General features: G+C 63.4%; 22 protein-coding genes. 9 read left to right on the top strand and 13 right to left on the bottom strand.

Annotation, left to right across the window (positions count from 1 at the left end; translation table 11 throughout):
- Positions 1-46: 46 nt before the first annotated feature.
- The 3 genes from prfB to DH08_RS01300 form a co-directional block, all read right to left on the bottom strand.
- Positions 47-1,178, bottom strand: a protein-coding gene (prfB, locus tag DH08_RS01290; RefSeq protein ID WP_120015187.1) for a peptide chain release factor 2 whose coding sequence is annotated in 2 segments (ribosomal slippage) — positions 47-1,111 and positions 1,113-1,178 — 1,131 coding nt in all. Because the reading frame shifts where the segments join, the coding sequence is not laid out codon by codon here.
- 182 nt (positions 1,179-1,360) lie between these two features.
- Positions 1,361-3,817: a penicillin-binding protein 1A gene (locus DH08_RS01295; RefSeq protein WP_192177524.1), complete on the bottom strand. Its 2,457-nt coding sequence runs from the start codon at positions 3,815-3,817 to the stop codon at positions 1,361-1,363.
- 214 nt (positions 3,818-4,031) lie between these two features.
- Positions 4,032-5,291, bottom strand: coding sequence for an N-acetylmuramoyl-L-alanine amidase (locus DH08_RS01300; RefSeq protein ID WP_192177525.1), 1,260 nt, complete (start codon positions 5,289-5,291; stop codon positions 4,032-4,034).
- A 652-nt stretch (positions 5,292-5,943) separates the two neighbouring features.
- Here DH08_RS01300 and DH08_RS01305 point away from each other — a divergent pair.
- On the top strand, positions 5,944-8,874 hold the full coding sequence (locus DH08_RS01305; RefSeq protein ID WP_192177526.1) for an Rne/Rng family ribonuclease: 2,931 nt from the start codon (positions 5,944-5,946) through the stop codon (positions 8,872-8,874).
- A gap of 89 nt (positions 8,875-8,963) precedes the next feature.
- On the opposite strand, the gene DH08_RS01310 is transcribed toward DH08_RS01305, so the two are convergent.
- Entirely contained in the window at positions 8,964-9,893 is a 930-nt protein-coding gene (locus DH08_RS01310; RefSeq protein WP_192177527.1) for a glutaminase, read from the bottom strand.
- A gap of 10 nt (positions 9,894-9,903) precedes the next feature.
- Positions 9,904-11,052, bottom strand: a complete 1,149-nt coding sequence (locus DH08_RS01315) for a pyridoxal phosphate-dependent aminotransferase (RefSeq protein ID WP_192177528.1) — start codon at positions 11,050-11,052, stop codon at positions 9,904-9,906.
- A 151-nt stretch (positions 11,053-11,203) separates the two neighbouring features.
- Here DH08_RS01315 and DH08_RS01320 point away from each other — a divergent pair, with 151 nt between their 5' ends.
- The 6 genes from DH08_RS01320 to aat all read left to right on the top strand — a co-directional run bounded on the left by DH08_RS01320 (position 11,204) and on the right by aat (position 16,543).
- The gene (locus DH08_RS01320; protein ID WP_192177529.1) at positions 11,204-12,616 is read left to right on the top strand and encodes a M48 family metalloprotease; all 1,413 of its coding nucleotides are present in this window, start codon (positions 11,204-11,206) and stop codon (positions 12,614-12,616) included.
- A 58-nt stretch (positions 12,617-12,674) separates the two neighbouring features.
- Positions 12,675-13,478, top strand: coding sequence for a DsbA family protein (locus tag DH08_RS01325; RefSeq protein ID WP_192177530.1), 804 nt, complete (start codon positions 12,675-12,677; stop codon positions 13,476-13,478).
- Positions 13,479-13,613: 135 nt separating this feature from the next.
- On the top strand, positions 13,614-14,048 hold the full coding sequence (gene aroQ, locus DH08_RS01330; RefSeq protein ID WP_192177531.1) for a type II 3-dehydroquinate dehydratase: 435 nt from the start codon (positions 13,614-13,616) through the stop codon (positions 14,046-14,048).
- A gap of 26 nt (positions 14,049-14,074) precedes the next feature.
- Entirely contained in the window at positions 14,075-14,533 is a 459-nt protein-coding gene (accB, locus tag DH08_RS01335) for an acetyl-CoA carboxylase biotin carboxyl carrier protein (RefSeq protein WP_192177532.1), read from the top strand.
- A 19-nt stretch (positions 14,534-14,552) separates the two neighbouring features.
- The gene (gene accC / locus DH08_RS01340) at positions 14,553-15,911 is read left to right on the top strand and encodes an acetyl-CoA carboxylase biotin carboxylase subunit (protein ID WP_192177533.1); all 1,359 of its coding nucleotides are present in this window, start codon (positions 14,553-14,555) and stop codon (positions 15,909-15,911) included.
- 14 nt (positions 15,912-15,925) lie between these two features.
- Positions 15,926-16,543: a leucyl/phenylalanyl-tRNA--protein transferase gene (gene aat, locus DH08_RS01345; protein ID WP_192177534.1), complete on the top strand. Its 618-nt coding sequence runs from the start codon at positions 15,926-15,928 to the stop codon at positions 16,541-16,543.
- Between the two features lie 12 nt (positions 16,544-16,555).
- Here the strand turns inward: aat and DH08_RS01350 are convergent, their stop codons facing one another.
- The 3 genes from DH08_RS01350 to DH08_RS01360 all read right to left on the bottom strand — a co-directional run bounded on the left by DH08_RS01350 (position 16,556) and on the right by DH08_RS01360 (position 18,094).
- Positions 16,556-16,939: a hypothetical protein gene (locus tag DH08_RS01350; protein WP_192177535.1), complete on the bottom strand. Its 384-nt coding sequence runs from the start codon at positions 16,937-16,939 to the stop codon at positions 16,556-16,558.
- 89 nt (positions 16,940-17,028) lie between these two features.
- Entirely contained in the window at positions 17,029-17,568 is a 540-nt protein-coding gene (locus DH08_RS01355; RefSeq protein ID WP_192177536.1) for a DUF2155 domain-containing protein, read from the bottom strand.
- Positions 17,569-17,695: 127 nt separating this feature from the next.
- Positions 17,696-18,094 carry an NADH:ubiquinone oxidoreductase subunit NDUFA12 gene (locus DH08_RS01360; protein WP_006200827.1) on the bottom strand — a complete coding sequence of 133 codons (399 nt, stop codon included), beginning with the start codon at positions 18,092-18,094 and terminating at the stop codon, positions 17,696-17,698.
- 237 nt (positions 18,095-18,331) lie between these two features.
- On the opposite strand from DH08_RS01360, the gene panB reads away from it, so the two are divergent.
- On the top strand, positions 18,332-19,159 hold the full coding sequence (gene panB / locus DH08_RS01365; RefSeq protein ID WP_246800650.1) for a 3-methyl-2-oxobutanoate hydroxymethyltransferase: 828 nt from the start codon (positions 18,332-18,334) through the stop codon (positions 19,157-19,159).
- Positions 19,156-20,007, top strand: coding sequence for a pantoate--beta-alanine ligase (gene panC, locus DH08_RS01370; RefSeq protein WP_192177538.1), 852 nt, complete (start codon positions 19,156-19,158; stop codon positions 20,005-20,007). Before panB ends, panC begins: the two co-directional genes overlap by 4 nt.
- Positions 20,008-20,097: 90 nt before the next feature.
- Here panC and DH08_RS01375 read toward each other — a convergent pair whose 3' ends face one another.
- The 5 genes from DH08_RS01375 to DH08_RS01395 form a co-directional block, all read right to left on the bottom strand.
- Positions 20,098-20,586, bottom strand: coding sequence for a GNAT family N-acetyltransferase (locus DH08_RS01375; RefSeq protein WP_192177539.1), 489 nt, complete (start codon positions 20,584-20,586; stop codon positions 20,098-20,100).
- A 4-nt stretch (positions 20,587-20,590) separates the two neighbouring features.
- Positions 20,591-22,090: an Asp-tRNA(Asn)/Glu-tRNA(Gln) amidotransferase subunit GatB gene (gene gatB / locus DH08_RS01380; protein WP_192177540.1), complete on the bottom strand. Its 1,500-nt coding sequence runs from the start codon at positions 22,088-22,090 to the stop codon at positions 20,591-20,593.
- 213 nt (positions 22,091-22,303) lie between these two features.
- Complete coding sequence (locus tag DH08_RS01385; RefSeq protein WP_006200834.1) at positions 22,304-22,735, bottom strand: CBS domain-containing protein; 432 nt, start codon at positions 22,733-22,735, stop codon at positions 22,304-22,306.
- A 102-nt stretch (positions 22,736-22,837) separates the two neighbouring features.
- The gene (locus DH08_RS01390; RefSeq protein WP_192177541.1) at positions 22,838-23,584 is read right to left on the bottom strand and encodes a rhomboid family intramembrane serine protease; all 747 of its coding nucleotides are present in this window, start codon (positions 23,582-23,584) and stop codon (positions 22,838-22,840) included.
- Positions 23,585-23,827: 243 nt separating this feature from the next.
- Positions 23,828-24,262 (bottom strand): hypothetical protein, encoded by a 435-nt coding sequence (locus DH08_RS01395; RefSeq protein WP_192177542.1) that lies wholly within the window; start codon positions 24,260-24,262, stop codon positions 23,828-23,830.
- Positions 24,263-24,302: the final 40 nt, after the last annotated feature.

A 24,302-nucleotide genomic window follows, 5' to 3' on the forward strand; every position in this document is an offset into this window, starting at 1 on the left:
GGAAACCACCGTTCGCAGGCCGGCCTCACCTGAATATGGACATATCCTAGTCGAGGTCCGCCACCGCTTCGCCTGCCCCGCCCTCGATGCGCTGCGACAGCGAGGCCTCCATGAAATCGTCGAGGTCGCCGTCGAGCACGCTCGACGGGCTGGTGCTCTCGACACCGGTGCGCAGATCCTTCACCAGCTGGTAGGGCTGCAGCACATAGGAGCGGATCTGATGGCCCCAGCCGATGTCGCTCTTCGACGCTTCGGTGGCATTGGCCACCGCTTCGCGCTTCTTGAGTTCTTCCTCGTAGAGGCGCGAGCGCAGCATCTCCCAGGCCTTGGCCTTGTTCTTGTGCTGCGAGCGCTCGGCCTGGCAGGCAACCGCGATGCCGGTAGCGATATGGGTGATGCGGACCGCGGAATCGGTGGTGTTGACGTGCTGGCCACCCGAGCCGGACGAGCGATAGGTGTCGATGCGGACATCGGATTCGGAAACATCGATCTCGATCGTGTCGTCGATGACCGGATAGACCCAGACGCTGGCGAAGGAGGTGTGGCGGCGCGCATTGCTGTCATAAGGCGAAATGCGCACCAGGCGGTGGACGCCGGATTCCGTCTTCATCCAGCCATAGGCGTTGTGGCCTTTGATCAGCAGCGTGGCGGACTTGATGCCGGCCTCTTCGCCGTCGTGCACTTCCAGCACTTCGACCTTGAAGCGGCGCCGTTCCGCCCAGCGTGTGTACATGCGCAAAAGCATCGAGGCCCAGTCCTGGCTCTCGGTGCCGCCGGCGCCGGCATGGATTTCGAGATAGGTGTCGTTGGCGTCCGCCTCGCCCGACAGCAGCGTCTCGACCTGGCGGGCCTTCGCCTCGCCTTGCATCGAGCGCAATGACGCTTCGGCCTCGGCGATGACGCCCTCGTCGCCCTCTTCCTCACCAAGCTCGATCAGCCCGATATTGTCTTCCAGCGCCTGGGTCAGGCCCTTGACCGCAGCGATGCCCTCCTCGAGGCCCTGGCGTTCCCGCATCAGCTTCTGCGCTTCCAGCGGCTCGTTCCAGAGGCTGGAATCCTCTGCCCGCACATTCAGGTACTCAAGCCGCTTTATGGCCTGGTCCCAGTCAAAGATGCCTCCTCAGCAGGGTTATCGCCTGCCTGATCTCGTCGACAATATTCTGCGTTTCCGCGCGCATGCTGGCTGTTCGATCCTGTTGCTGAAAATGGCGCTTGGTCGGCGCGACACATAGGGACGGCACCGCCGCCTGTAAAGCGAAATGGGCCGGCTAAACATGATCCCGAAAAGTGGAAACCCGGTTTTCGGATAAGATCATGGTCAAGCCAAAGGAGGCCGGCCCCAAGCTCTGCTTGCTGTTCGTCAGTAAAGGCCGCCACCGCCCGACTGGATGGCCTGCGTGGCTTGCGGCGACAGCGCGCCGCCGGCGCCGTTGGAACCGTCGGCACCCATACCGATCACCCAATAACTGTCGGCCGGACCGGTGCCGGGCTTGAAGGCTTCGATGATGGTGCCCGCCTCGCCTTCGCCTGCCTTCATGCCGGTCTTGCGGTTGATGGCGATCAGCTTCATGCCTTCCGGAACCTGGAAGTCGACATTGGGCGTGCCGTCAAGCGCCACGCGCATGAAGTCCTTGAAGATCGGCGCCGCCAGACCGCCACCGGTCGCGCCTTTGCCAAGGCCGCGTGGCGTGTCGTAGCCCATATAGAGGCCGACAACGAGGTTCGGCGTATAGCCGATGAACCAGGCGTCCTTCTCGTCATTCGTCGTGCCGGTCTTGCCGGCGATATGACGGCCGAGTTCTGCGATGGTGGCGCCGGTGCCGCGCTGCACGACGCCTTCCATCATCGAGGTGATCTGATAGGCGGTCATAGGATCGAGCACCTGCTCGGCATTGTCGACCAGTTCCGGCTCGGGCTGGTTCTTCCATTCGTTGGCGTTGCAGCCTTCGCAACCGCGCTCGTCCTGTTTGAACACGGTCTTGCCGTAGCGGTCCTGGATGCGGTCGATGAGCGAGGGTTTGATCGACTTGCCGCCATTGGCCATGATCGAATAGGCCGACACCATGCGCATCACCGTCGTCTCGCCGGAGCCCAGCGCCATCGGCAGATACGCCGCCAGATGGTCATAGACGCCGAAGCGCTCGGCATATTCCACGACCAGCTTCATGCCCATGTCGTTGGCAAGCCGCACCGTCATCAGGTTGCGTGATTTTTCGATGCCGGAACGCAAGGTCGCCGGACCGGCCGCGGTGCCGTCATAGTTCTTCGGCGTCCATGTCGTGTTGCCGCTCTGGATGGTGATCGGACCGTCCATGATCACCGAGGCCGGCGTGTAGCCATTGTCGAGCGCCGCCGAATAGACGATCGGCTTGAACGAGGAGCCCGGCTGGCGCATCGCCTGCGTCGCGCGGTTGAATTCCGACTGCGCATAGGAGAAGCCACCGACCATGGCCAGCACGCGGCCGGTGTGCGGATCCATGGCGACCAGGCCACCTTCCACTTCCGGAACCTGGCGCAGGCTGTAGGCGCTGTCGGAACCTTCGTTCTTCTGCACGTAGATGACGTCGCCGGGCTTGAGCACATCGGCCGGCGACTTGGCCTTGACCGTCTTGCCGTCGACCACATGGCGCATGGCAAAGCCCATGTCTTCCTTGCTGACCGTGCCTTCGACGCGCTCCTTGACGATGTCGCCGGAAACCTGGCGCGCCGGTTGCAGGCCGATGGTGAGGCCGGTCTCGGAACTGTCGAGCACGACGGCCAAGGACCATTCCGGCACGTCTTCCAGCCCCTTGACGCTGCCGAGCGGCACGCCCCAGTCGCCGGAGACGTCGATATTCTTCACCGGCCCGCGATAGCCGCGCAGCGTGTCGTATTTCAGCAACCCGTTCTGCATCGCCTTGCGGGCGATGAGCTGGATCTTCGGATCGAGCGTCGTGCGGACGGACAGACCGCCTTCGTAGAGCGCATTCTCGCCGTAGCGGGAAATGATCTGGCGGCGCACTTCCTCGGTAAAGTATTCGCCGGCGAACAGATAGGTGCCGTTGCGGCGCGGCGTGACACCGAGCGGCTCGGCCTTGGCCTTGTCGCCCTCTTCGCGCGTCACATAGCCGTTCTCGACCATCTGGTCGATGACCCAGTTGCGGCGCTCGAGCGCACGGTCGGCATGTTTGAAGGGATGGTAGTTGTTGGGGCCCTTCGGCAGCGAGGCCAGATAGGCCGCTTCCGCCACGGTCAACTCATTCACCGATTTGTCGAAATAGGTGAGCGCGGCACCGGCGACGCCATAGGCGCCGAAGCCGAAAAAGATCTCGTTGAGATAGAGCTCGAGAATGCGGTCCTTCGAATAGGCCTGCTCGATGCGGAAGGCCAGGATCATCTCCTTGATCTTGCGCTCATAGGTCTGGTCCGAGGTGAGCAGGAAGTTCTTCGCCACCTGCTGGGTGATCGTCGAGGCACCGACCTGGCGCCTGCCCGAGCCGGCATTCTGCAAATTGACGATGATCGCGCGGCCAAGGCCGGTCACGTCGATACCTGGATGGTTGTAGAAATTCTTGTCCTCGGCCGACAGGAAGGCCGCCTTGACGCGATCCGGAACCGCCTGGATCGGCAGATAGAGGCGCCGTTCGCGTGCATATTCGGCCATCAGCGATCCGTCGGACGCATGGATGCGCGTCGTCACCGGCGGCTCGTATTTGGCCAGCACTTCGTAGTCGGGCAGGTCCTTCGACAGATGGCCGATATAGATCGCCACGCCCGCGGCCACCAGAAGGGCCAGCGTCGTGCCGATGCCAAAGAAATAGCCGATGAGACGAATCATGCCCGCTCCAGTCCGTGGTCCGGGAATTTCCTAAACGAAGCCGCCTTCCGCGCAAGCTTCCGGGACGGTCCCAATCCGCAATGGAAAACCCATGTCGCCATCATGTGGACAAAATACGGCAACGCTGGGACTTCGGCTTCCCGTGCGGGAAATAATAGCGCCGGGTGTTGTCGTCGCGCAACGCTGCCTCTGGTTGCAGGCGGCAGCGGTCATTTCAGCCTCCGGCTCCCGTCCCCATCTTGGCCGAGGCGAACAGCGCGACGGCGTTGGTAATGCTCTGCGCCGCCTTGCTGCGCCAATCGGCATCCAGCAATTGCGCCTCGTCCTTGGCGTTCGACAGATAGCCGAGCTCGACCAGCACCGAAGGCACGTCGGGCGCCTTCAGTACCTTGAAGCCGGCTGAACGCTGCGGATTGTTGATGAGGCCGACGCTGGTCGAGAGCTGACCGACCAGCGTGTGGGCAAAGCTCATCGAGAAGTTGTGCGTCTCGCGACGGATCAGGTCGATCAGGATGTCGGTGACTTCCTTGTTGTCGTCCTTGATCTCCATGCCGGCGAACTGGTCGGAGAGGTTTTCACGATCGGCCAGCGCCTGCGCCTCGGGATCGGACGCCTTGTCGGAGACTGTATAGACGGTGGCACCCCGAATGCCCTTGACGCTGATCGTATCGGCATGGATCGAGATCAGCAGGTCGGCCTCATGCTGGCGGGCGATGCGCACCCGGTCGTCCAGCCGCAGGAACTCGTCCTTGTCGCGCGTCATGAACACGTCGTAGCTGCCGACCGCGGCGAGCCTTTCGCGCAATTCGGTGGCGAAGGCGAGCGTGACGTTCTTCTCGATGGTGCCGTGGAGCCCCTCGGCGCCGCCGTCGATGCCGCCATGGCCGGGATCGATGACGACCGTGAAGCGGTGGCCCGGATTGGAGATCGGCCCGGTGCCGACCCTGGAACCCTTGTCGGTCGAAACCGTCGAACCGGTGGTCAGCGCCTGGTTGGCTAAAGCGGCGTCGAACTCCCGCGCCGAGGCCGCCGACATGTCGATGGCGATTCGGTAGCCCTTGCCGTCATCGTTCTTGAGCACGTCGAGCTTGTCGACCGAAAACGGCCCCTTGCCGGTGAGGATCAGCCGCGATCCCTGGCCGAGATCGCCGTAACGCACGGCCTTGACCAGGCCGCGGGCCTTCACGTCCCTGGCATTGATGGCGAACCTGGTGCGCGGCAAATCGACGACCAGGCGATTGGGGCCGCGCAGCAGGAACCATTTGATGTCGGGCTCGCGATCGAAATTCATGACGATGCGCATCTTGGTGGCATCGCCGGCCATCTTGTAGCCGGTGGCGCCGAGCGGCGCCTCAGTGGCGTGGGAAACGGCGGAGAAAGCGAGGAAAGCCGCCATCAGCAAAAGGGCGCAGACGGCATGCAGCAAAGGCCCCGCAGCGCCGTGACCCTTGTTTGCCGTGCCTGCCAGTCCCATTTCTTTCCAGTCGCTCCCGGTTTTGGCGCCAGGCGCCGGGGTCGTTTCGTCGAAGTGCCGGTTAGGCCGCGGACTCGATTAACGATTGGTATCCAGAGAAGGTTAACCAAGCCTTTTTGGACAAGGAATTGGAGCCTGTGCTTCCCCAACGGAACCGCTTTTTGCCGGCATCCTAAATCGGGGTTGCCTTCCATGCCGCCAAATCATAAAAGCGATGGTGGATCACTGCAATCCTGGAACCGCTTCCTCCGCAGCTTCCTGCTACAGGTCAGATGAAAAGCGGCTCCTTTCGCTTCCAGCGAAAAGGCTTCAGGTGATCGCGATGAATTTCGCAGGTGCGCGCCCGTGGCGGGGGAAACGCCTGCGTGAGGAAAACGGCCGGGTTTGTCCCGCGCCGGCTCTGTATGAGCAAACAAGCTGGTCCGGTCTTTCCGGGCTTTGGTTCAAAAGGTTCTGCTGGTGACGATGGCTTCAAGCGCAATCATGGAAAGGTCCGCATCAAACCGCGCCATTATGGCTGCGGGCGGCACCGCCATGGCGCTCAAGCGGCCGCCGGCGGACGTTCAATTATCCGGCACCCACACTCCAGACACGCAGCAGCAGGCCTTGCCTCGCAAGCTGCGGCTGACGGCTGCCGGGGGGAAACGAAATAATGCCCAACAAAATGCTGATAGACGCCTCCCACCCGGAGGAAACACGCGTTGTCGTCGTTCGCGGTAACCGTATTGAAGAATTCGACTTTGAATCACAGGACAAGAAGCAGCTCAAAGGAAACATCTATCTCGCCCGCGTAACGCGCGTCGAACCTTCCCTTCAGGCAGCCTTTGTCGAATATGGCGGCAACCGTCACGGTTTCCTTGCCTTCAGTGAAATACACCCCGACTACTACCAGATCCCGGTCGCCGATCGTCAGGCCCTGCTTCGCGCCGAAGCGCAGGAAGCCCAGGACGAAGAGGACGAGGACAATGAAGGCGAGGACCGCCAGAGCCGCGATCGCGGCAGGCGCGGACGCCGGCGCGGCGGCAAAGGCCGCGAGCGCGGCGAACACAAGCGCGACGCCGGTGCCGCCGATTCCGACGACAGCGGCGAACATGGCGACACGGGCGGCGATGCAATTGCCGAAGACACCACCGCCGAAGCCGATTTCACAGCTGAAAATGCCGACGCCTCGCCTGAAACGGCCGGGCACGAAGACGTAGCCGCCGATCACGGCGAAGCGGAAGCGTCCGAAGAAGTTTCCGGAAGCGGGCCTACATCGATCGCCGCCAGCGTCGAAGCCGATGTGATTTCCGAGGCCGCTCCGCAGCCGGAATCGACCTCCGCCGACGCAAGCGGCGAAGCCTCGTCCAGCGACAATGATCGCGGCATGCTGGAAGAGGTGCAGTCCGCGCACCCGGATGACCACGAAGTCGAATCGGTCGGCGCCGAGGACGCGCTGGAAGAAGTGCGCAACCGCCGCAAGCCGGTGCGCCGCCAGTACAAGATCCAGGAAGTCATCAAGCGCCGCCAGATCCTGCTGGTGCAGGTCGTCAAGGAAGAGCGCGGCAACAAGGGCGCCGCTCTCACCACCTACCTGTCGCTTGCCGGCCGCTATTCGGTGCTGATGCCCAACACGGCGCGCGGCGGCGGCATTTCGCGCAAGATCACCAACGCGCAGGACCGCAAGCGGCTGAAGGAAGTCGTCGCCGATCTCGAAGTGCCGCAGGGCATGGGCGTCATCCTGCGCACGGCCGGTGAGAGCCGCACCAAGGCCGAGATCAAGCGCGACTACGAGTATCTGATGCGGCTTTGGGAAAACGTCCGCAATCTGACGCTGCAATCCACGGCCCCTGCCTTGGTTTACGAGGAAGGCAGCCTGATCAAGCGCTCGGTGCGCGACCTCTACAACAAGGACATCGACGAGATCCTGGTCTCCGGCGAGGAAGGCTATCGCGAGGCCAAGGACTTCATGCGCATGCTGATGCCGAGCCACGCCAAGGTGGTTCAGCCGTTCCGCGACACGACGCCGATCTTCGTGCGCAACGGCATCGAGGCGCAGCTCGACCGCATGCTGCAGCCGCAGGTGACGCTGAAGAGCGGCGGCTACATCATCATCAACCAGACCGAGGCGCTGGTCGCCATCGACGTCAATTCGGGCCGCTCCACCAAGGAGCACTCGATCGAGGACACCGCTCTCCACACCAACCTCGAAGCGGCCGAGGAAGTCGCCCGCCAGCTCAGGTTGCGCGACCTCGCCGGCCTGATCGTCATCGACTTCATCGACATGGAGGAGAACCGCAACAACCGCTCCGTCGAGAAGCGGCTGAAGGATCACCTCAAGAATGACCGCGCCCGTATCCAGGTCGGCCGCATCTCGCATTTCGGCCTGATGGAAATGTCGCGCCAGCGCATCCGCGCCAGCGTGCTGGAATCGACCATGAAGCCCTGCCCGCATTGCGGCGGGACCGGCCATGTGCGCTCCGATTCCTCGGTGGCGCTGATGGTGGTTCGGGCGATCGAGGAGTTCCTGCTCAAGGATTCGCGCAGCCACATCACGGTGCGGACCCCGGCGGCGACGGCGCTCTACGTGCTCAACCACAAGCGTGGCACGCTGGTCGAACTCGAAAGCCGCTTCGGCCTGACCATCACGATCGAGGCCGATGACGCGGTCGGCGCGCAGCACTATGCGATCTTCCGCGGCGCGCTGGCCGAAAAGCCGGAGGGCTTTGTCGAAGTGCGCAGCCTGCCGACCTATGTCGAGCCGGAAGAGCCCGAAGACGAAATCGTCGTCGAGGAGGAGGACGAGGCACCAGTCCAGGCGGAGCAGCCGCGCCATCCCCAGCAGCAACAGCCGAGGTCCGGCGAGGACGGCGAAGGCCGCGATCGCAAGCGCCGCAAGCGGCGCAGGCGGCGTGGCGGCAAGGATCGCGATCGCGAACATGGTGATCGCGAGCACGGCGCTCCCGCGGAAGGTGCAATCGCCTCGGCGCCGGCGGATACCGACGCCGCTGTCGCAACGGATGAAACCACCGCCGAGGGCGGCGAAACGCCTGTCGGCGCCGTCGCAGTGGACGCGTCGGACGACGGTCAGGGCAAGAAGCGCCGGCGCGGCAAGCGCGGTGGCAAGCGCAATCGCCGTGAGGACGGCGAGGACGGAGCCGAGGCGGTCGAGACCGCCGATGGCGTCAAAGCCGATGCGCCCGAAGGCGAAGCCGTGGCAATCGAGTCCGTGGCCGAGACTGTCGCCGCGGTATCGGTGGAAGAGCTTCCCTCTGCCGCCAACGACGATGTGCCGAGCGCCGAGAAGCCGAAGAAGAAGCGCGCCTCGAGGTCCAAGAAAGCCGCAGCAGAAGTTGCCGCCGAGACGGTAGCCGAAGCACCAGCCGAGGATGCTGCACCGGCCGAGGCGGCGACGCCTGCGCCTGTGCCGGCCGCCCCGGCTGCCGAGGAGGAAGCGCCCGCCAATGCCCGACCGACCCGACGCAAGCCCGTCGCAATCGATGCTCCGGTGGTGCCGGTGGTCTCGTCGAACGTGCCCGAAGAGGTCAAGGTCGAGGAAAAGCCGAAGCGCGCCGGCTGGTGGCAGCGGAAAGGCTTTTTCTAAGCTTTTCAGCCGCTTGGGTTGATTTTCTGAGCCAAAGAAACCCCGCGCCGTCGCAAGGACGGCGCGGGGTTTCTCCTATCTGGATGGTATTAAGGCGCGAAGATCGACCAGTTCATCATCTTCGCCAGCCTCTCCAGCGCAATCGAGCCCAGCTTGGAATTGCCATTGGCGTTGAGGCCCGGCGACCAGACGGCGAGCGAGGCGACGCCAGGCACGATCCCCAATATGCCGCCGCCCACGCCGCTCTTGCCCGGAATGCCGACACGAAAGGCAAAATCGCCGGATCCGTCATAGTGGCCGCAGGTCAGCATCATCGCGCCGATGCGGCGCGCCCGCTCGGCCGACACCACCGAATGGCCGGTCGCCGGGTTCTTGCCGCCATTGGCAAGGTAGCGCCCGGCCATCGCCAACTGCCGGCAACTCATGGCGATGGCGCAATGGTGGAAATAGACGCCCAGCGCCAGTTCCGGCGCATGGTGAAGATTGCCGAAGGATTTCATGTAGTTGGCCAAGGCGAAGTTGCGAAAGCCGGTGGCGCGTTCGGAGGCCGCGACCTCGCGGTCGATGACGATGGTCTCGTCGTCGGCGAGGAACTGGATGAAGCGCAGGATCTCGCCGATCGCCTCGCGCGGCTGGTGGCCGGCGAGCAGGATGTCGGAAACGACGATGGCGCCAGCATTGATGAACGGATTGCGCGGAATGCCGTTCTCGTGCTCGAGCTGGACGATCGAGTTGAACGGATTGCCCGACGGCTCGCGCCCGACGCGCTGCCACAGCGCGTCGCCGACATTGCCGAGCGCCAGCGTCAGCGTGAAGACCTTGGAAATGCTCTGGATGGAAAAAGGCTCATCGGCGTTGCCGGCAAGCAGCGCGCGGCCGTCATTGGTGACGGCGGCTATGCCGAACTTCTTCGGGTCGACCTTGCTGAGCTGCGGGATATAGCTGGCGACATCGCCGCGATCCGTGCGCTCCGCCATTTCGGCGGCGACTTCCGCAAGCGCCTGTTCGAGGTCCGGCATGATGTCCCCGCTATTTCAGCCAGCGCTCGATGCACGCCATCGCCTCGACCATATCGTCATGGCTGCCGGCATAGGAAAAGCGCATGGTCCGGTGCCCGGCGAGCGGGTCGAAGTCGCGGCCGGGCGTTGCCGCCACATGCGCCTCGGCCAGCATTTTCCGCGCGAAGACCATGCTGTCATTGGTATGCCTGGTGACATCGCAGAACGCGTAGAAGGCGCCGTCCATCGGTGCAGCCAGCGGAAAACCGAGTTCCGGCAACCGCTTCATCAGAAGCTCGCGGTTCCAGGCATAGCGCGCCTTCACCGCCTCCAACTCTTCTGTGGCCTTGAACGCCTCGATGGCCGCGATCTGCGACAGTTCCGGCGGCGAGATGTAGAGGCTCTGGGCAATACGCTCGACCGGCCGCACCAATTCTTCCGGCAGCACCATCCAGCCGATGCGCCAGCCGGTCATGCAATAGTATTTCGAAAACGAGTTTATCACCGTCACGCCCGAGCCGTAGGCCAGCGCCGTCGTGTCGGGTGCCGCATAGGCCAGCCGGTGATAGATCTCGTCAGAAATCACAGCAATGCCAAGCTCTTCGGCCGTTCTCACCAGCGCCGCCAGCTCGTCGGCGGGAATGACCGCACCGGTCGGATTGGCCGGGCTGGCGAAGAGCACACCCTTCAGAGGCTTTTCGGTATGCGCCGTCTTCAGGTGCTCGGCATGCAGATAGGCGTCAGTGCCGAGCTCGATCTCGACGATTTCGATGCCAAGCGCGGCCATGATGTTGCGGTAAGCGGGATAGCCGGGCGCAGCGATGGCGACGCGGTCGCCGGGGTCGAACATCGCCAGGAAGGCCAGGTTGAAGGCGGCCGATGAGCCCGTGGTGACGGCGATGCGGCTGGGCGGGACGTCGATCCCGTAATTGTCGCCATAATGCCCGGCGATCGCCTTGCGCAGGTCGGCAAGGCCCAATGCATCGGTGTAGCCGATGCGGCCGAGCTTCAGCGCGTTCGTTGCAGCTTCTCTGACCCCCACAGGCGCCGGGTCGGACGGCTGCCCGACCGCCATCGACACCACCGGCACGCCCGTTGCCTTCAGCCGGTTGGCCTCGGCCAGAATGTCCATGGCATGGAACGGCTCGACCTCGCCACGGCGCGAAAGGGAAACGACCATCTTCAAATCCATCACACCGGGATCGATCCCGGCCAAAGCTGCAGGCCCTTTTGGCCGCACAAATGCCCGATTGATGTGGGGATCACAAGCGCAGGAAGTTTTCGGTGCCGACTTTTCATCCTTCGCCCGCTCGTCTACCAGTGGACCTGTCATGTTGAGCCGACCCAGATCGATGTTTTCCAGACCTTCCATCGGGAGGACCGCGCGCGGCTTCGCGACGCTTTTGCTTGCCGCCGCCGTCGCGGTCTCCGGCTCTGTCAGCGCCTTGGCGCAAAACGTGCCGGTGGTGCGCGATGCCGAGATCGAGGCGCTGGTGCGCGACTATGCGCGGCCGATCTTCAAGGCGGCGGGTCTCGCCAATGACGGCGTCAACATCGTTCTGGTCAACGATCAGAGTTTCAACGCCTTCGTCACCGGGCGCCGGCTGTTCATAAATACCGGCGCGCTGATGATGGCCGAAACGCCCAACGAGATCATCGGCGTCATCGCCCATGAGGCCGGCCATATCGCCGGCGGCCACCAGCAGAAATTGCGCGAGCAGCTCGAGCGCGCCAAGACGATGGCGATCATCGCCACCCTGCTTGGCGCCGGCGCCATCGTTGCCGGCGCCACCACAAACAGCCGTGGCCTCGCCGGCGCCGGCATGGGAGTCGCAGCCGGCGGCGGCGAGATGGCGCAGCGCAGCATCCTTGCCTATCAGCGCACCGAAGAGACGACCGCCGACCGCTCGGCGATCACCTATCTCAACGCCACCGGCCAGTCCGGCATGGGCATGCTGAAGACCTTCGGCCGCTTCCAGAGTGCGCTATCCCTGTCCGGCGCGCAGGTCGACCCCTACCGGATCAGCCATCCTATGCCGCAGGAGCGCATCGCCAATCTCGAAGTGCTGGTCAAGCAGAGCCCCTATGTCGACAAGGTCGATACGCCGGCGCTGCAGCAGCGCCACGATATGATGCGCGTCAAGATCGCCGCCTATATGGGCGGTCAGGCCGCCGCAACGCGGCTGATGCGCAAGAATCCAGGCAGTCTTGCCTCGCGCTATGGCGAGGCGCAGCTCGCCTATCTCTACGGCAATCTGGGCGCAAGCCTCGCCAAGACCAATGCGTTGATCAAGGAGCAGCCGAAAAACCCCTATTTCCACGAACTGCGCGGCGACATCCTGATGAAGGCGAACAAGCCGAAGGATGCATCAGACGCCTACGCCAAGGCGGTCAGCCTCGATCCGGCGCGGTCCGGGCTGCTGCCGGTCTCCTATGGCCAGGCGCTGATGGCGGTCGGCACACCCGAATCGCTGAAGAAGGCGGCGATGCAGATCAACAGTGGCCTCGGGCGCGACAAGGAAAATGCCGAGGGGTATCGCTATCTGGCCCAGGCCTATGGCGAGCTTGGCAACATTCCGGCGGCCGAACTCGCGACGGCCGAAGGCCGTTTCTATTCCGGCGACTACAAGAATGCGAAAATCTTCGCCATGCGCGCGCAGCAGAAATTGAAGCGCGGCGAGCCGGGCTGGCTTCGCGCCCAGGATATCATAAACTACGCGCCATCAGGCAAAATCAAGAAGTGAACCTTCCGGCGGCATACTGCGACAAAGGCGGACGGAACAGGCAAGAGGATAAGGGATGATGAACAAGGCAATTCTGCTCGGCACGACGGGAGTGGCGGCCGCTCTTGCCATGCTGGCTTTCGGCTTCGTCGCCGGCAGCCCGCAGGCGGCCAAGGCCGATACAGCGCAGGTCGTGCAGGTAGCGTCCTCGGACACCAAGATCGACCGAGCCGAGGTCGAGGGCATCATCCGCGACTATCTGCTGAAGAACCCTGAGGTTCTGCTCGAAGTGCAGGACGCGCTCGAAGCCAAGCAGAAGGAAGAACAGCGGATCGCCGCGCTCGGCGTCATCAAGAACGCCAAGGAAGAGATCTTCAACTCCGCCTTCGACGGCGTCGTCGGCAATCCGAACGGCAAGGTCACGATCGTCGAGTTCTACGATTACAATTGCGGCTTCTGCAAACGCGCCATCGACGACATGCAGGCGCTGACGAAAGCCGAACCGGACCTGCGCTTCGTGCTCAAGGAATTCCCGATCCTGGGTCCGGATTCGCAGAAGGCGAGCGTCGTCTCCATGGCCTTCCACCTCATGAAGCCGGAGAAGTACGGCGAATTCCACAACGCCCTGCTCGGCGGCCCGGGTCGCGCCACCGAGGCCACGGCCATCAAGGTTGCCCTGTCGCTCGGCGCCGACGAAGCGGCGCTGCGCGAGAAGATGAAGGACCCAAGCATCCACGAGGCGATTTCCAAGACCTACGATCTCGCCACCAAGCTGGCGATCACCGGCACGCCTTCGTATGTGGTCGGCAACGAGGTTGTGTTCGGGGCACTCGGGCAGGACGTTCTGGCCGAAAAGATCGAGGCGGCGAAGGCCGCGCTCTGATCTATGGCAGCAGGCGGTTTCCCGCCTGCTGTGGACAGCAAAAGAACGCACTTGCGCTCTTTTCGCAGGCGTCTATGCCCATTATAGAGGGCCCAGCGCGCCGGCTGAGGCCGGCGCTGGGAAAGGTCGGCATTCTTGAAAACGATTTTCGTTCTGAACGGTCCCAATCTCAACGCGCTCGGCAAGCGCGAGCCGGGGATCTATGGCGGAAAGACGCTTGCCGCCATCGCCGACGACTGCAAGCAGGCGGGTGCAGCACTTGGTCTCGAAATCGATTTCCGTCAGTCGAACCATGAGGGCGACCTCGTCGACTGGATCCAGGAAGCCGGCGACAAGGCAGCCGGCATCGTCATCAATCCGGGCGCCTACAGCCACACCTCGATTGCCATCCACGATGCCATCCGTTCCGTCGCGCCGCTGCCGGTCGCCGAAGTGCATCTTTCCAACATCCACGCGCGGGAACCGTTCCGCCACGTCTCCATGGTCTCGCCGGTCGCCGTCGGCATGATCTGCGGATTCGGGCCGCTCGGCTACACGCTCGCGCTGCAGGCGCTGGCGGCACGCCTGTGACCGGCCAACAAACAGAAGGCTCGAAAATGTCGATAAAGAAGACCGGTGTTGACCAGCAGCTGATCCGCGACCTGGCAGGCATACTGAACGACACCAACCTCACCGAGATCGAGGTCGAGCTGGGCGATCTGAAGGTGCGCGTGTCGCGGCAGGCGCCCGCCGTGCATGCGATTGCCGCACCCCAGCCTAGCTATGTCTCCGCGGCAGCACAGCCGGCGGCCGCCGCAGCACCGGCTGCGGCCGACATCTCCAAGAACGCGGTCCCCTCGCCCATGGTCGGCACCGCCTATTTGGCGCCCTCGCCAGACGCCAAGCCGTTCATCGAGATCGGCCAGAAGGTCAAGGAAGGCCAGACGCTTTTGATCATCGAAGCGATGAAGACGATGAACCAGATCCCTTCGCCCCGCGCCGGCACGGTAACGGCCATCCTGTTCGAAGATTCCCAGCCGGTCGAATACGGCATGCCGCTCGTCGTGATCGAGTAGAGCCGGGAACAGCCGAAACATGTTCCAGAAAATCCTCATCGCCAATCGAGGCGAAATCGCCCTCCGGGTGCTGCGCGCCTGCAAGGAGCTCGGCATCCAGACGGTGGTGGTGCATTCGACCGCCGACGCCGACGCCATGCATGTCAGGCTCGCCGACGAGAGCGTCTGCATCGGCCCGCCGCCGTCGCGCGACAGCTATCTCAACATCCACCAGATCGTCGCCGCCTGCGAGATCACCGGCGCCGACGCGGTGCATCCGGGCTATGGCTTCCTGTCGGAAAACGCCAAATTCGCCGACATCCTCGCCGCGCATAACATCACCTTCATCGGCCCGTCGGGCGATCATATCCGCATCATGGGCGACAAGATCGAAGCCAAGCGCACCGCCAAACGCCTGGGCATTCCGGTCGTGCCCGGTTCTGACGGCGCGGTCACCGAAGAGAAGGAAGCCAAGCGCATTGCCGCGGGGATCGGCTATCCCGTGATCATCAAGGCCTCGGCCGGCGGCGGCGGCCGCGGCATGAAGGTGGCGCGCACCGAGGAGGATCTCGAGGTTGCGCTGCAGACAGCGCGCTCGGAAGCGGGTGCTGCCTTCGGCGACGATGCCGTCTACATCGAGAAATACCTGGAAAAGCCGCGCCATATCGAATTGCAGGTGTTCGGCGACGGCGCCGGTCGCGGCGTGCATTTCGGTGAGCGCGACTGTTCCCTGCAGCGCCGCCACCAGAAGGTCTGGGAAGAAGCCAATTCGCCGGCGCTCAATGCCGAGGAGCGCGCACGCATCGGCGGCATCTGCGCCAGCGCCGTCGCCGATCTCGGCTATTCCGGCGCCGGCACCATCGAATTCCTCTACGAGAATGGCGAATTCTACTTCATCGAAATGAACACCCGCCTGCAGGTCGAGCACCCGGTGACCGAGGCGATCACCGGCATCGACCTGGTGCATGAGCAGATCCGCGTTGCGTCCGGAGGCGGGCTTTCGGTGCGCCAGGAGGACATCAAGTTCAACGGCCACGCCATCGAATGCCGCATCAATGCCGAGGACCCGCGCACCTTCACGCCCTCGCCCGGCACGATCACCCATTTCCACACGCCGGGTGGCCTCGGCATCCGTGTCGATTCCGGCGTCTACTCCGGCTACAAGATCCCGCCCTATTACGACAGCCTGATCGGCAAGCTGATCGTGCACGGCCGCAACCGCGTCGAATGCATGATGCGGTTGCGCCGCGCGCTCGACGAATTCGTCGTCGACGGCATCAAGACGACGCTGCCGCTGTTCCGCGATCTGGTCGGCAATGCCGATATCGCCAACGGCGACTACGACATCCACTGGCTGGAGAAATACCTGGCCAAGGGTGATGAGGTCGCGAACTCGTAAGCTATAATGCTGCGATGACCCGCCCCTACGCGCCCGGCTATCGCATCCCGACCGACCTTCTGCTGAAGGCCTATGCGTCCGGCGTGTTTCCGATGGCCGAAAGCGCCAGCGACCCCGAAGTGTTCTGGGTGCGGCCGGAGACGCGCGGCATCATTCCGCTCGACGGCTTCCACACGCCGAAGAGCCTGAAGAAGACGATCCGCAAGCACCCGTTCGACATCCGCTTCGACTTCGATTTCGAGGCGACGATCGACGGCTGCGCCGAGAAGCGGGAGGAACGCCGCTCGACCTGGATCAACGCACCGATCCGTGAAGCCTATGTCGAGTTGCATCGGCTGGGCCATTGCCATTCGGTCGAGGCATGGCGCGAGGAGCGGCTGGTCGGCGGCCTCTACGGCGTCTCGCTGGGCCGCGTGTTCTTCGGCGAGAGCATGTTCGCCCGGGAGACGGACGCGTCCAAGACCTGCCTTTTCTATCTCGTCGAGCGGTTGAAGGCGCGCGGTTTCGCGCTGCTCGACACGCAATTCACCACCGAGCACCTCAAGCGCTTCGGCGCCGTCGACGTGCCGCGCGGCAAGTATGAAAAGATGCTGGCCGACGCACTGAAGGGCGAGGCGATCTTTTTTCCGTAACGGACTGTTTCGTCAGCCTTTCGCAGGTTCCATCGGAGTCTGCGAATGGAACATCATCTTCCAGCCATCGCTGCGATGCACGTAGCCGGTACTGACCAGTGCCGCATAGGCTTCACCGTTCTCCCTTGTGGCGTGGGCCTCATAGGTCAGCATGACGATATCGCTGCCCGGCTCGACCATGCCCTTCACGTCGATGTCGAGATCGCGCCAGCGGTTTGGCTTGCTGGCGGTTTTGGCGAGATCGGCGTTGCTGATCGCCTGCGCCATCTCAGGAAAGGCCACGAGGCATTCGGCATCGGCATTGGCGGCATAGTAGGCCGCATCGCCGGTCCAAAACCCCTTTTCAAGGTCGAGCAATTCCTTCTTGCTGGCCGTCATCTGCTTGATTGCTGACATCGCAAGATCCTCCATGCGCAATGTGCGCGGTCGCTCGTTGCCAACGTGTGGCAGGCGAAGCGGTTCCTCCCGGATCAATTGGTATTGGATCAGTTGGTGCTGTCGGCGTCCGGCTCGGTCGGCGCCGGAGCGGCGGCGGCCTTGGGCTTGGACGTATCGACCTGTGGTGCACCGTTCTTGGCGGCGTCGGGTGGCGGTACGTCCGACTTCTGCTTGCAGGCCTTCAGCCAGACGTCATAGACGGCGTGCTCCACGGCGTTCAGGCCGGGGCTTTCGGCGAACATCCAGCCGGTGAAGATGCGGCGGATCTTGCGGTCGAGCGTGATCTCGTCGACCTCGACGAAGGAATCGGTCTTCGGCTCTTCGGTCTCCGGCCGCGAATAGCAGATGCGCGGCGTCACCTGCAGAGCGCCGAACTGCACCGTCTCGTCGATATAGACGTCGAAGGTGATGATGCGGCCGGTGATCTTGTCGATGCCGGCGAATTCGGCGACCGGATTGGTGATGCGCTCGGCCACGGCCGGCGCTGCAGGCGCTGCCGGCGTCTGCGCGGCGGCAAACGTCCCCGTGCAGGCGACAAGAGCGGTTGCCGTCAGTCCGGCCATCGAAATTCGGCTGAAGATGCTCATGCAGGGATACCGGTGGTTGCGCCCGGGTGATTCTTTCAATCGCCAAGGCTAGTCGCCGTTTTCAGATCAGCAAGCAGCTAAACGTCAATTGTGGCGACAAAGGACCGATCGGCGCGGTGATGGCCGATTACGAACCGGGCGTCCAGGCGTCGTAGTCGCCGGTCACTTGCGGGCGATGCTGGTTGGTCAGCACCGAACCCTTCGGCCTGTAGGCCGCGGCACTGCCGGTGAGGTTCGGCTGATGCGGCTTCTGCCACTCGCGCGGCCGGTACTCCTCGCTCGGCGGCGCGGTATCGACGCGGTGGTGGATCCAGCCGTGCCAGCCCGGCGGGATGGCCGAAGCTTCCGAATAGTCGCGATAGATGACCCAGCGGCGGGTGCGGCCTTCCGAATCGACACCGCCCTCGTAATAGACGTTGCCGGCCTCGTCCTGGCCGACCTGCTTGCCGTGACGCCAGGTGTGGAAGCGGGTTCCCAGTGTCTGGCTGTTCCACCAGGTGAAAAACTGCAGAAGGAAAGTTTTCATCCAGATCCTCGCGGCGGCAGCGGCGGCGCCTGTTTCCTGCTTATGGCGTCAGGCCTTCGCGAAGGCAAGGGTTTTGCCGCGCGGGCGACGCAAATGGTCCGTGCGCTAAATCGATGCAGCAGCGCGGTTGGCGGAAGCCGGCTTGCCAAGCACTGCTTGTCTTTCTAAAGCTCGGCTCGCCCGGCAGCGGGCGCCCGGCCCGGTGCCGGCTGAGGGAGGTGAGGATTGGCCCCAGAAATGTCCGCCGATGTCCGGATCGGCCCTGACGACATTCGCCGCCGCAAGGGCGGCGTGCCGATCGTCTGCCTGACGGCCTATACCTACCCGGTAGCCCGCCTGCTCGACGACCATGTCGACCTGCTCCTGGTCGGCGACAGCGTCGCCATGGTGCTGCATGGCCACAAGACGACGCTCGGCGCCTCATTGGAAATGATGATCGCTCATGGGCAAGCCGTGATGCGCGGCTCGGCCAAAGCCTGCGTCGTCGTCGACATGCCGGCCGGCAGCTATGAGACCTCCACCGCCCAGGCCTTGGCCTCGGCACGACAGGTTGTCGACGAGACCGGCTGCCAGGCGGTCAAGCTGGAAGGCGGCATCGATGTCGCCGAACAGATCGCGGCAATTGTCGCGGCCGGCATTCCTGTCATGGGCCATATCGGCCTGCAGCCGCAATCGGTGGAAAAGGATGGCGGCTACAAGATCAAGGGTCGGACCGAGGAGAATGTGGCGGCCCTGTTTCGCGACGCCGAGGCGGTGGAAAAAGCCGGCGCGTTCTCTGTCGTCATAGAAGGCACGGTCGAGACCGTCGCCGCCGACCTCACGCGGCGCCTCGCCATTCCGACAATCGGCATCGGCGCCAGCGCCGACTGCGACGGCCAGATCCTGGTCATCGACGACATGGTCGGGATGACCGTCGATCGGGTGCCGAAATTCGTCAAGGAATATGCCGCACTGCGCGGCGTGATCTCCGATGCGGCGGCACGCTATGCCGCCGAGGTGCGCAGCCGCACATTTCCCGGCCCCGACCACGTTTTTCCAGCTAGGCCAAGCAAGGACAAGGCATGAGCCGACCAATCGTCGTCGACAGCGTTGCCACCTTGCGCGCGCAAATCCGCGCCTGGCGGCAGGACGGCCTGCGCATCGCCATGGTTCCGACCATGGGCGCGCTGCATGACGGCCATATCTCGCTGGTCAGGATCGCGCTCGAAAAGGCGGATCGTTGCCTCGTCTCGATCTTCGTCAATCCGACGCAGTTCGCCCCAACCGAAGACCTCGAAAAGTATCCGCGCCAGTTGGCCCACGATCTCGAGCGGCTGGCGGAAGCCGGTGCGCATCTGGCATTTACGCCGACTGTGTCCGAGATGTACCCGGCCGGCTTCGCCACAAAAATCTCGGTCGGCGGCCCCTCCGCCGGTCTCGAATCGGACTTCAGGCCGACCTTCTTCGACGGCGTCGCCACGGTCGTGGCCAAGCTCTTCCTGCAAACCCTGCCCGACTATGTGATCTTCGGCGAAAAGGACTACCAGCAGCTTTGCGTCGTCAGGCAGCTTTGCCGAGACCTTGACCTGCCGGTCGAAATCATCGGCGCGCCGACGGTGCGCGACGCGCACGGTCTCGCCATGTCGTCGCGCAACGCCTATCTCGGCGAAGCCGAACTCGAGGTAGCGCGAAAACTCAACGCGATCCTGCGCCGGACAGCGAGTGCGCTGACGGGCAGCGCGGATGAAGCCGGCGCGACCGATGCGGCCGCCCGCGCCCTTGTCGAAGCGGGCTTCCAGCGGGTCGACTATGTCGCCGCGCGCGAAAGCCTGACGCTCGCTCCCTGGCGGCGCGGCAGCGACGGCCGCCTGCTCGCCGCCGCATGGCTCGGCAAGACCAGGCTGATCGACAATGTGGAGATTCCCTCCGCCTAGTTCGGAGCCTTCGCAACCAGCGCTTGCGGCCGTCCGTGCACCGTCGCGAAGCGCTTGTTCCTCGCTCGGCACGTGCAGGCCGCAGGCGACCTATCCGATCGTCTTCTCGAAGATCAATGCCGGCAACCCCGACCGGCCGCCGCAATCGGCAGTCTTGCCGGTCGGCAAGAAACCATTCGAGCGGTAGAAGGCGATAGCCACCGTGTTAACTTCCTCCACCTCGAGGCGCAGCGTAAGCGCTTCGGGGAAGCTGACCTCGACCTCTTCCAGCAATGCCCGGCCGATCCCCTGCCGCTGGCAGGATGGATGCACGTAGAGCTGGTTCAGCAGGATGATCTTCGGCTCCGTGGTGGCAGCGGCGAAGGCCATGCCGCCGAGACGCTTGCCGTCATCGGCGACCAGGAATTCGGAGTTCGGCCGCGTCAGCCGCGTCCGGAGCGAAGCGATCGAGTGCCAATCGCCGGTGATTTCGGTGACCCGCTCGACGCCATAGATGGCGTCGTAGGTGGCATGCCAGGTTTCGACCAGCAAGGCCCGCACCGCGGCAAGATCGCGCTCGCTGGCGGTACGGACGAACATTGCCCTACTCGATACCGAGTTTGTCCTTGACCAGGTCGTTGACTGCCTGCGGATTGGCCTTGCCGCCGGTCGCCTTCATCACCTGGCCGACGAACCAGCCGGCCATGGTCGGCTTGGCGCGCGCCTGCTCGACCTTGTCCGGATTGGCGGCGATGACGTCATCCACCGCCTTCTCGATAGCGCCGGTGTCGGTGACCTGCTTCATGCCGCGACTTTCGACCAGTTGGCGCGGATCGCCGCCCTCGTTCCAGACGATCTCGAACAGGTCCTTGGCGATCTTGCCGGAAATGGTGCCTTCCTTGATGAGATCGATGACCGCACCCAGCTGATCGGGCGAAACCGGAGCATTTTCAATATCTTTTCCGGCCTTGTTGAGAGCGCCGAGCAGGTCGTTGATGACCCAGTTGGCGGCGAGCTTGCCGTCGCGCCCCGAGGCCACCTGCTCGAAATAGTCGGCAATCGGCTTTTCCGACACCAGGATCGAGGCGTCGTAGGTCGATAGCCCCAGCGAGGCGATCAGCCGCGCCTTTTTGTCGTCGGGCAGTTCCGGCAGGTCTTTCGCCAGGGCATCGACATAGGCCTGGTCGAATTCCAGCGGCAAAAGGTCGGGATCCGGAAAATAGCGGTAGTCATGCGCTTCTTCCTTGGAGCGCATCGAGCGCGTCTCGCCCTTGTTGGGGTCGAACAGCCGCGTCTCCTGGTCGATCTTGCCGCCATCCTCCAGAATGGCGATCTGCCGGCGTGCCTCATAGTCGATGGCCTGGCCGATGAAGCGGATCGAGTTGACGTTCTTGATCTCGCAGCGCGTGCCGAATTCGCCGCCCGGCTTGCGCACCGAGACGTTGACGTCGGCGCGCATCGAACCCTCGTCCATGTTGCCGTCGCAGGTACCGAGATAGCGCACGATGGTGCGCAGCTTGGTGACATAGGCTTTGGCCTCGTCGGCGGAGCGCATGTCAGGTTTGGAGACGATCTCCATAAGCGCCACGCCCGAGCGGTTGAGGTCGACATAGGACATGGTTGGATGCTGGTCATGCATCGACTTGCCGGCATCCTGCTCCAGATGCAGCCGCTCGATGCCGACCTCGATGTCCTCGAACTCGCCCTGCCGATCCGGACCGACCGAGACGATCACCTTGCCCTCACCGACGATCGGCTGCTTGAACTGCGAGATCTGGTAGCCCTGCGGCAGGTCCGGATAGAAGTAATTCTTCCGGTCGAAGACCGATTTGTGGTTGATCTCGGCCTTCAGCCCCAGCCCGGTACGGATCGCCTGTTTGACGCATTCCTCGTTGATGACCGGCAGCATGCCCGGCATCGCCGCATCGACCAGGCTGACATTGGCGTTGGGCGCCGCGCCGAACGCCGTCGAGGCGCCGGAAAACAGTTTTGCTTCCGAGGTCACTTGCGCATGCACCTCGAGGCCGATGATGATTTCCCAATCGCCGGTAGCGCCGGGGATCAGGCGTTTGGCGTCGGGCGTGCGGGTATCGATGATGGTCATGGGAGCCTGCAATTGGAACGACTGTAATGTGCGAAACGCACATTCTGATTTGCAACTTCGCTAGTGCAAACCGTTCCATGAGACAAGCGCAAAGCCGCAGAACCGGACTTTCCAGCCGCTTGGCGCGGGCTCGAACTCGTCCGCGCCGAACTCGACAACAGGTAGCATAGGGCTCCGCCGGTCGGCTTCCGGCCGGCGGTTTCCCTTGTCCGCTCAGGCGGTGGCGATATAGGCCCTGATTTCCTCGGCCTCGCGCTCGACATCCTCGATGCGCCGCTTGACCACGTCGCCGATCGACACGATGCCGTAGAGCAGGCCGTCTCTTTCCACCGGCAGATGACGGAAGCGGCCCTTGGTCATGATTTCCATGACCTCGTTGACGGTGTGGTTCTCGTTGCAGATCTTCACCTTGGGCGTCATCGCCGAGCGCACCGGGATTTCAAGTGCTGCCGCTCCTTCCCTGGCGATCACCCGTACGATGTCGCGTTCGGAAAGAATGCCGACGATCTTGTGATCGCCATTGGTGATGACCAGCGCGCCAATCCTGTGTTCGGTCAGGATACGAATAGCTTCGCTCAGCTTTTCGTTCGGCCCGAGCGTCAACACGTCATGGCCTTTCTTCTCGAGAATTGCCTTAACAGTCATGGCGTCCTCCTCAGCTTTTGCTTTGCCGGTTCCTGCCCTGACCGGCATTCACGTTCCAGTGAACATCGTGCGCCGTGATTGGTTGCATTTCAAGTGCGGCGGTCATTGCTCGTCTGCGTGGACGTCCTGCTGGCGCCGATCGAAAAGGCGTACGCCGAAGAAGCCGGCGACAAAGCCGCCAATATGGGCTTCCCAGGCGATCTGGCTGTCAACACCGGGTGCAAAGCCGATAAGGCCGGTGACGAGATTGATCACCATCCAGACGCCGAGAAAGGTCATGACGCCGCGCGAGCGCAGCACCTCCGCGATCGGCAGCGGCGCACCGGCAAAGCCGGCCTTGCCCGAAGAGCGGTCGATGCGGAACCCAAAGCGCGCCGCCGCCCCCATCATGCCTGAAATGGCGCCCGAAGCGCCGACCAGCGGCGCCTGGCCGAGCGGATGCACGGCCCAGAACAGCACCACCGCCGCCAGTCCGGTGGCGGCGAAGAACAGCGAGAACCAGAACGTGCCGAACCGGTTCGCCAGCGGCGAGCCGAAAGCCGCGAGCCACACCATGTTGATGGCCAGATGCGCGAAGCCGCCATGCAGGAAGGCATAGGTGAAGGGGCTGGTGAACGCGTAGACATCGAGATCGAACTGGCCGGAGTAGCGGATCGGCACGAAGGCAGTCCGCACCAGCAGGGCAAAATCCTGGTCGTCGGTGAGCCCGTAGACGCGGATCAGGTGGACGGCGACGCAGATGCCGATCACCGCCAGCACCACCGGCGGCAGGTTGAACACCGGCTCGCGGCGCGGCTCCGCGGCCTCATCCTGCTGTTCGGTTTCGGAAGGACTTGCCGGTTCGCTCATTCACATCTGTTCCAGGGATTCGGATGTTGAGCATTTAGAGCAAAGCGGGTCTGAGCGGGAATTTTTCTCTCCGCCTCCGCCGGACGAGCGCTCCCCCTGGCAAGCGCCACGGGAACCCCACTTCGCCGTATGGCCGCGGGCAGCTTGTTTTCACGGCAGGCTTGAGCACCGCCAGGTTGCTCGATTGGCGACTACAATTGGCGCGATTTCGCCGCGCGTTCAAAAGAGGCTTACCTGGAGCCCCTAGCGCAACTCTCGCTTGACCGGTTTCGGCAAGATGTCGTCGACGACGTTCGGCAATACTGTCTTGACCTCGGCGCTCTCGAGCATGGCGCCTATGGCGTCGGGATCTCCGCTCACGGATGCGGAGTTGGCCGAAGGACGGACCTTTCCCAATGTCACCGCGCCAGGCTTTCCGACGCTTTTTTCGGCCTGCTCGATCACGCGCGAAACGGTCTCGGGCAATGCTGCGCCGGCGACGTCGTCGTTGAAGAAAACCTGCGCACTCACCGGCTTGCCGGAGCGCGCCTGGCGCTCAAGCTCGTCTTTGATGGCCGCCGGGCTCCATTCCTGAGATGTCTTTTCATCGGCCATGCCGCAAGCCTCCGGTTTCCCTGCAGCAATATATAGGCCCGATCTTGCAAATGACAGGCGGCAGGTTTCGGCTTCGACGGCCATGGGTCCGAAATTCGCAGCCCTTTCGGGACGATGCGAATTT

The organism is Mesorhizobium amorphae (genome assembly GCF_014843845.1).
Classification (GTDB): Bacteria; Pseudomonadota; Alphaproteobacteria; order Rhizobiales; family Rhizobiaceae; genus Mesorhizobium; species Mesorhizobium amorphae_A.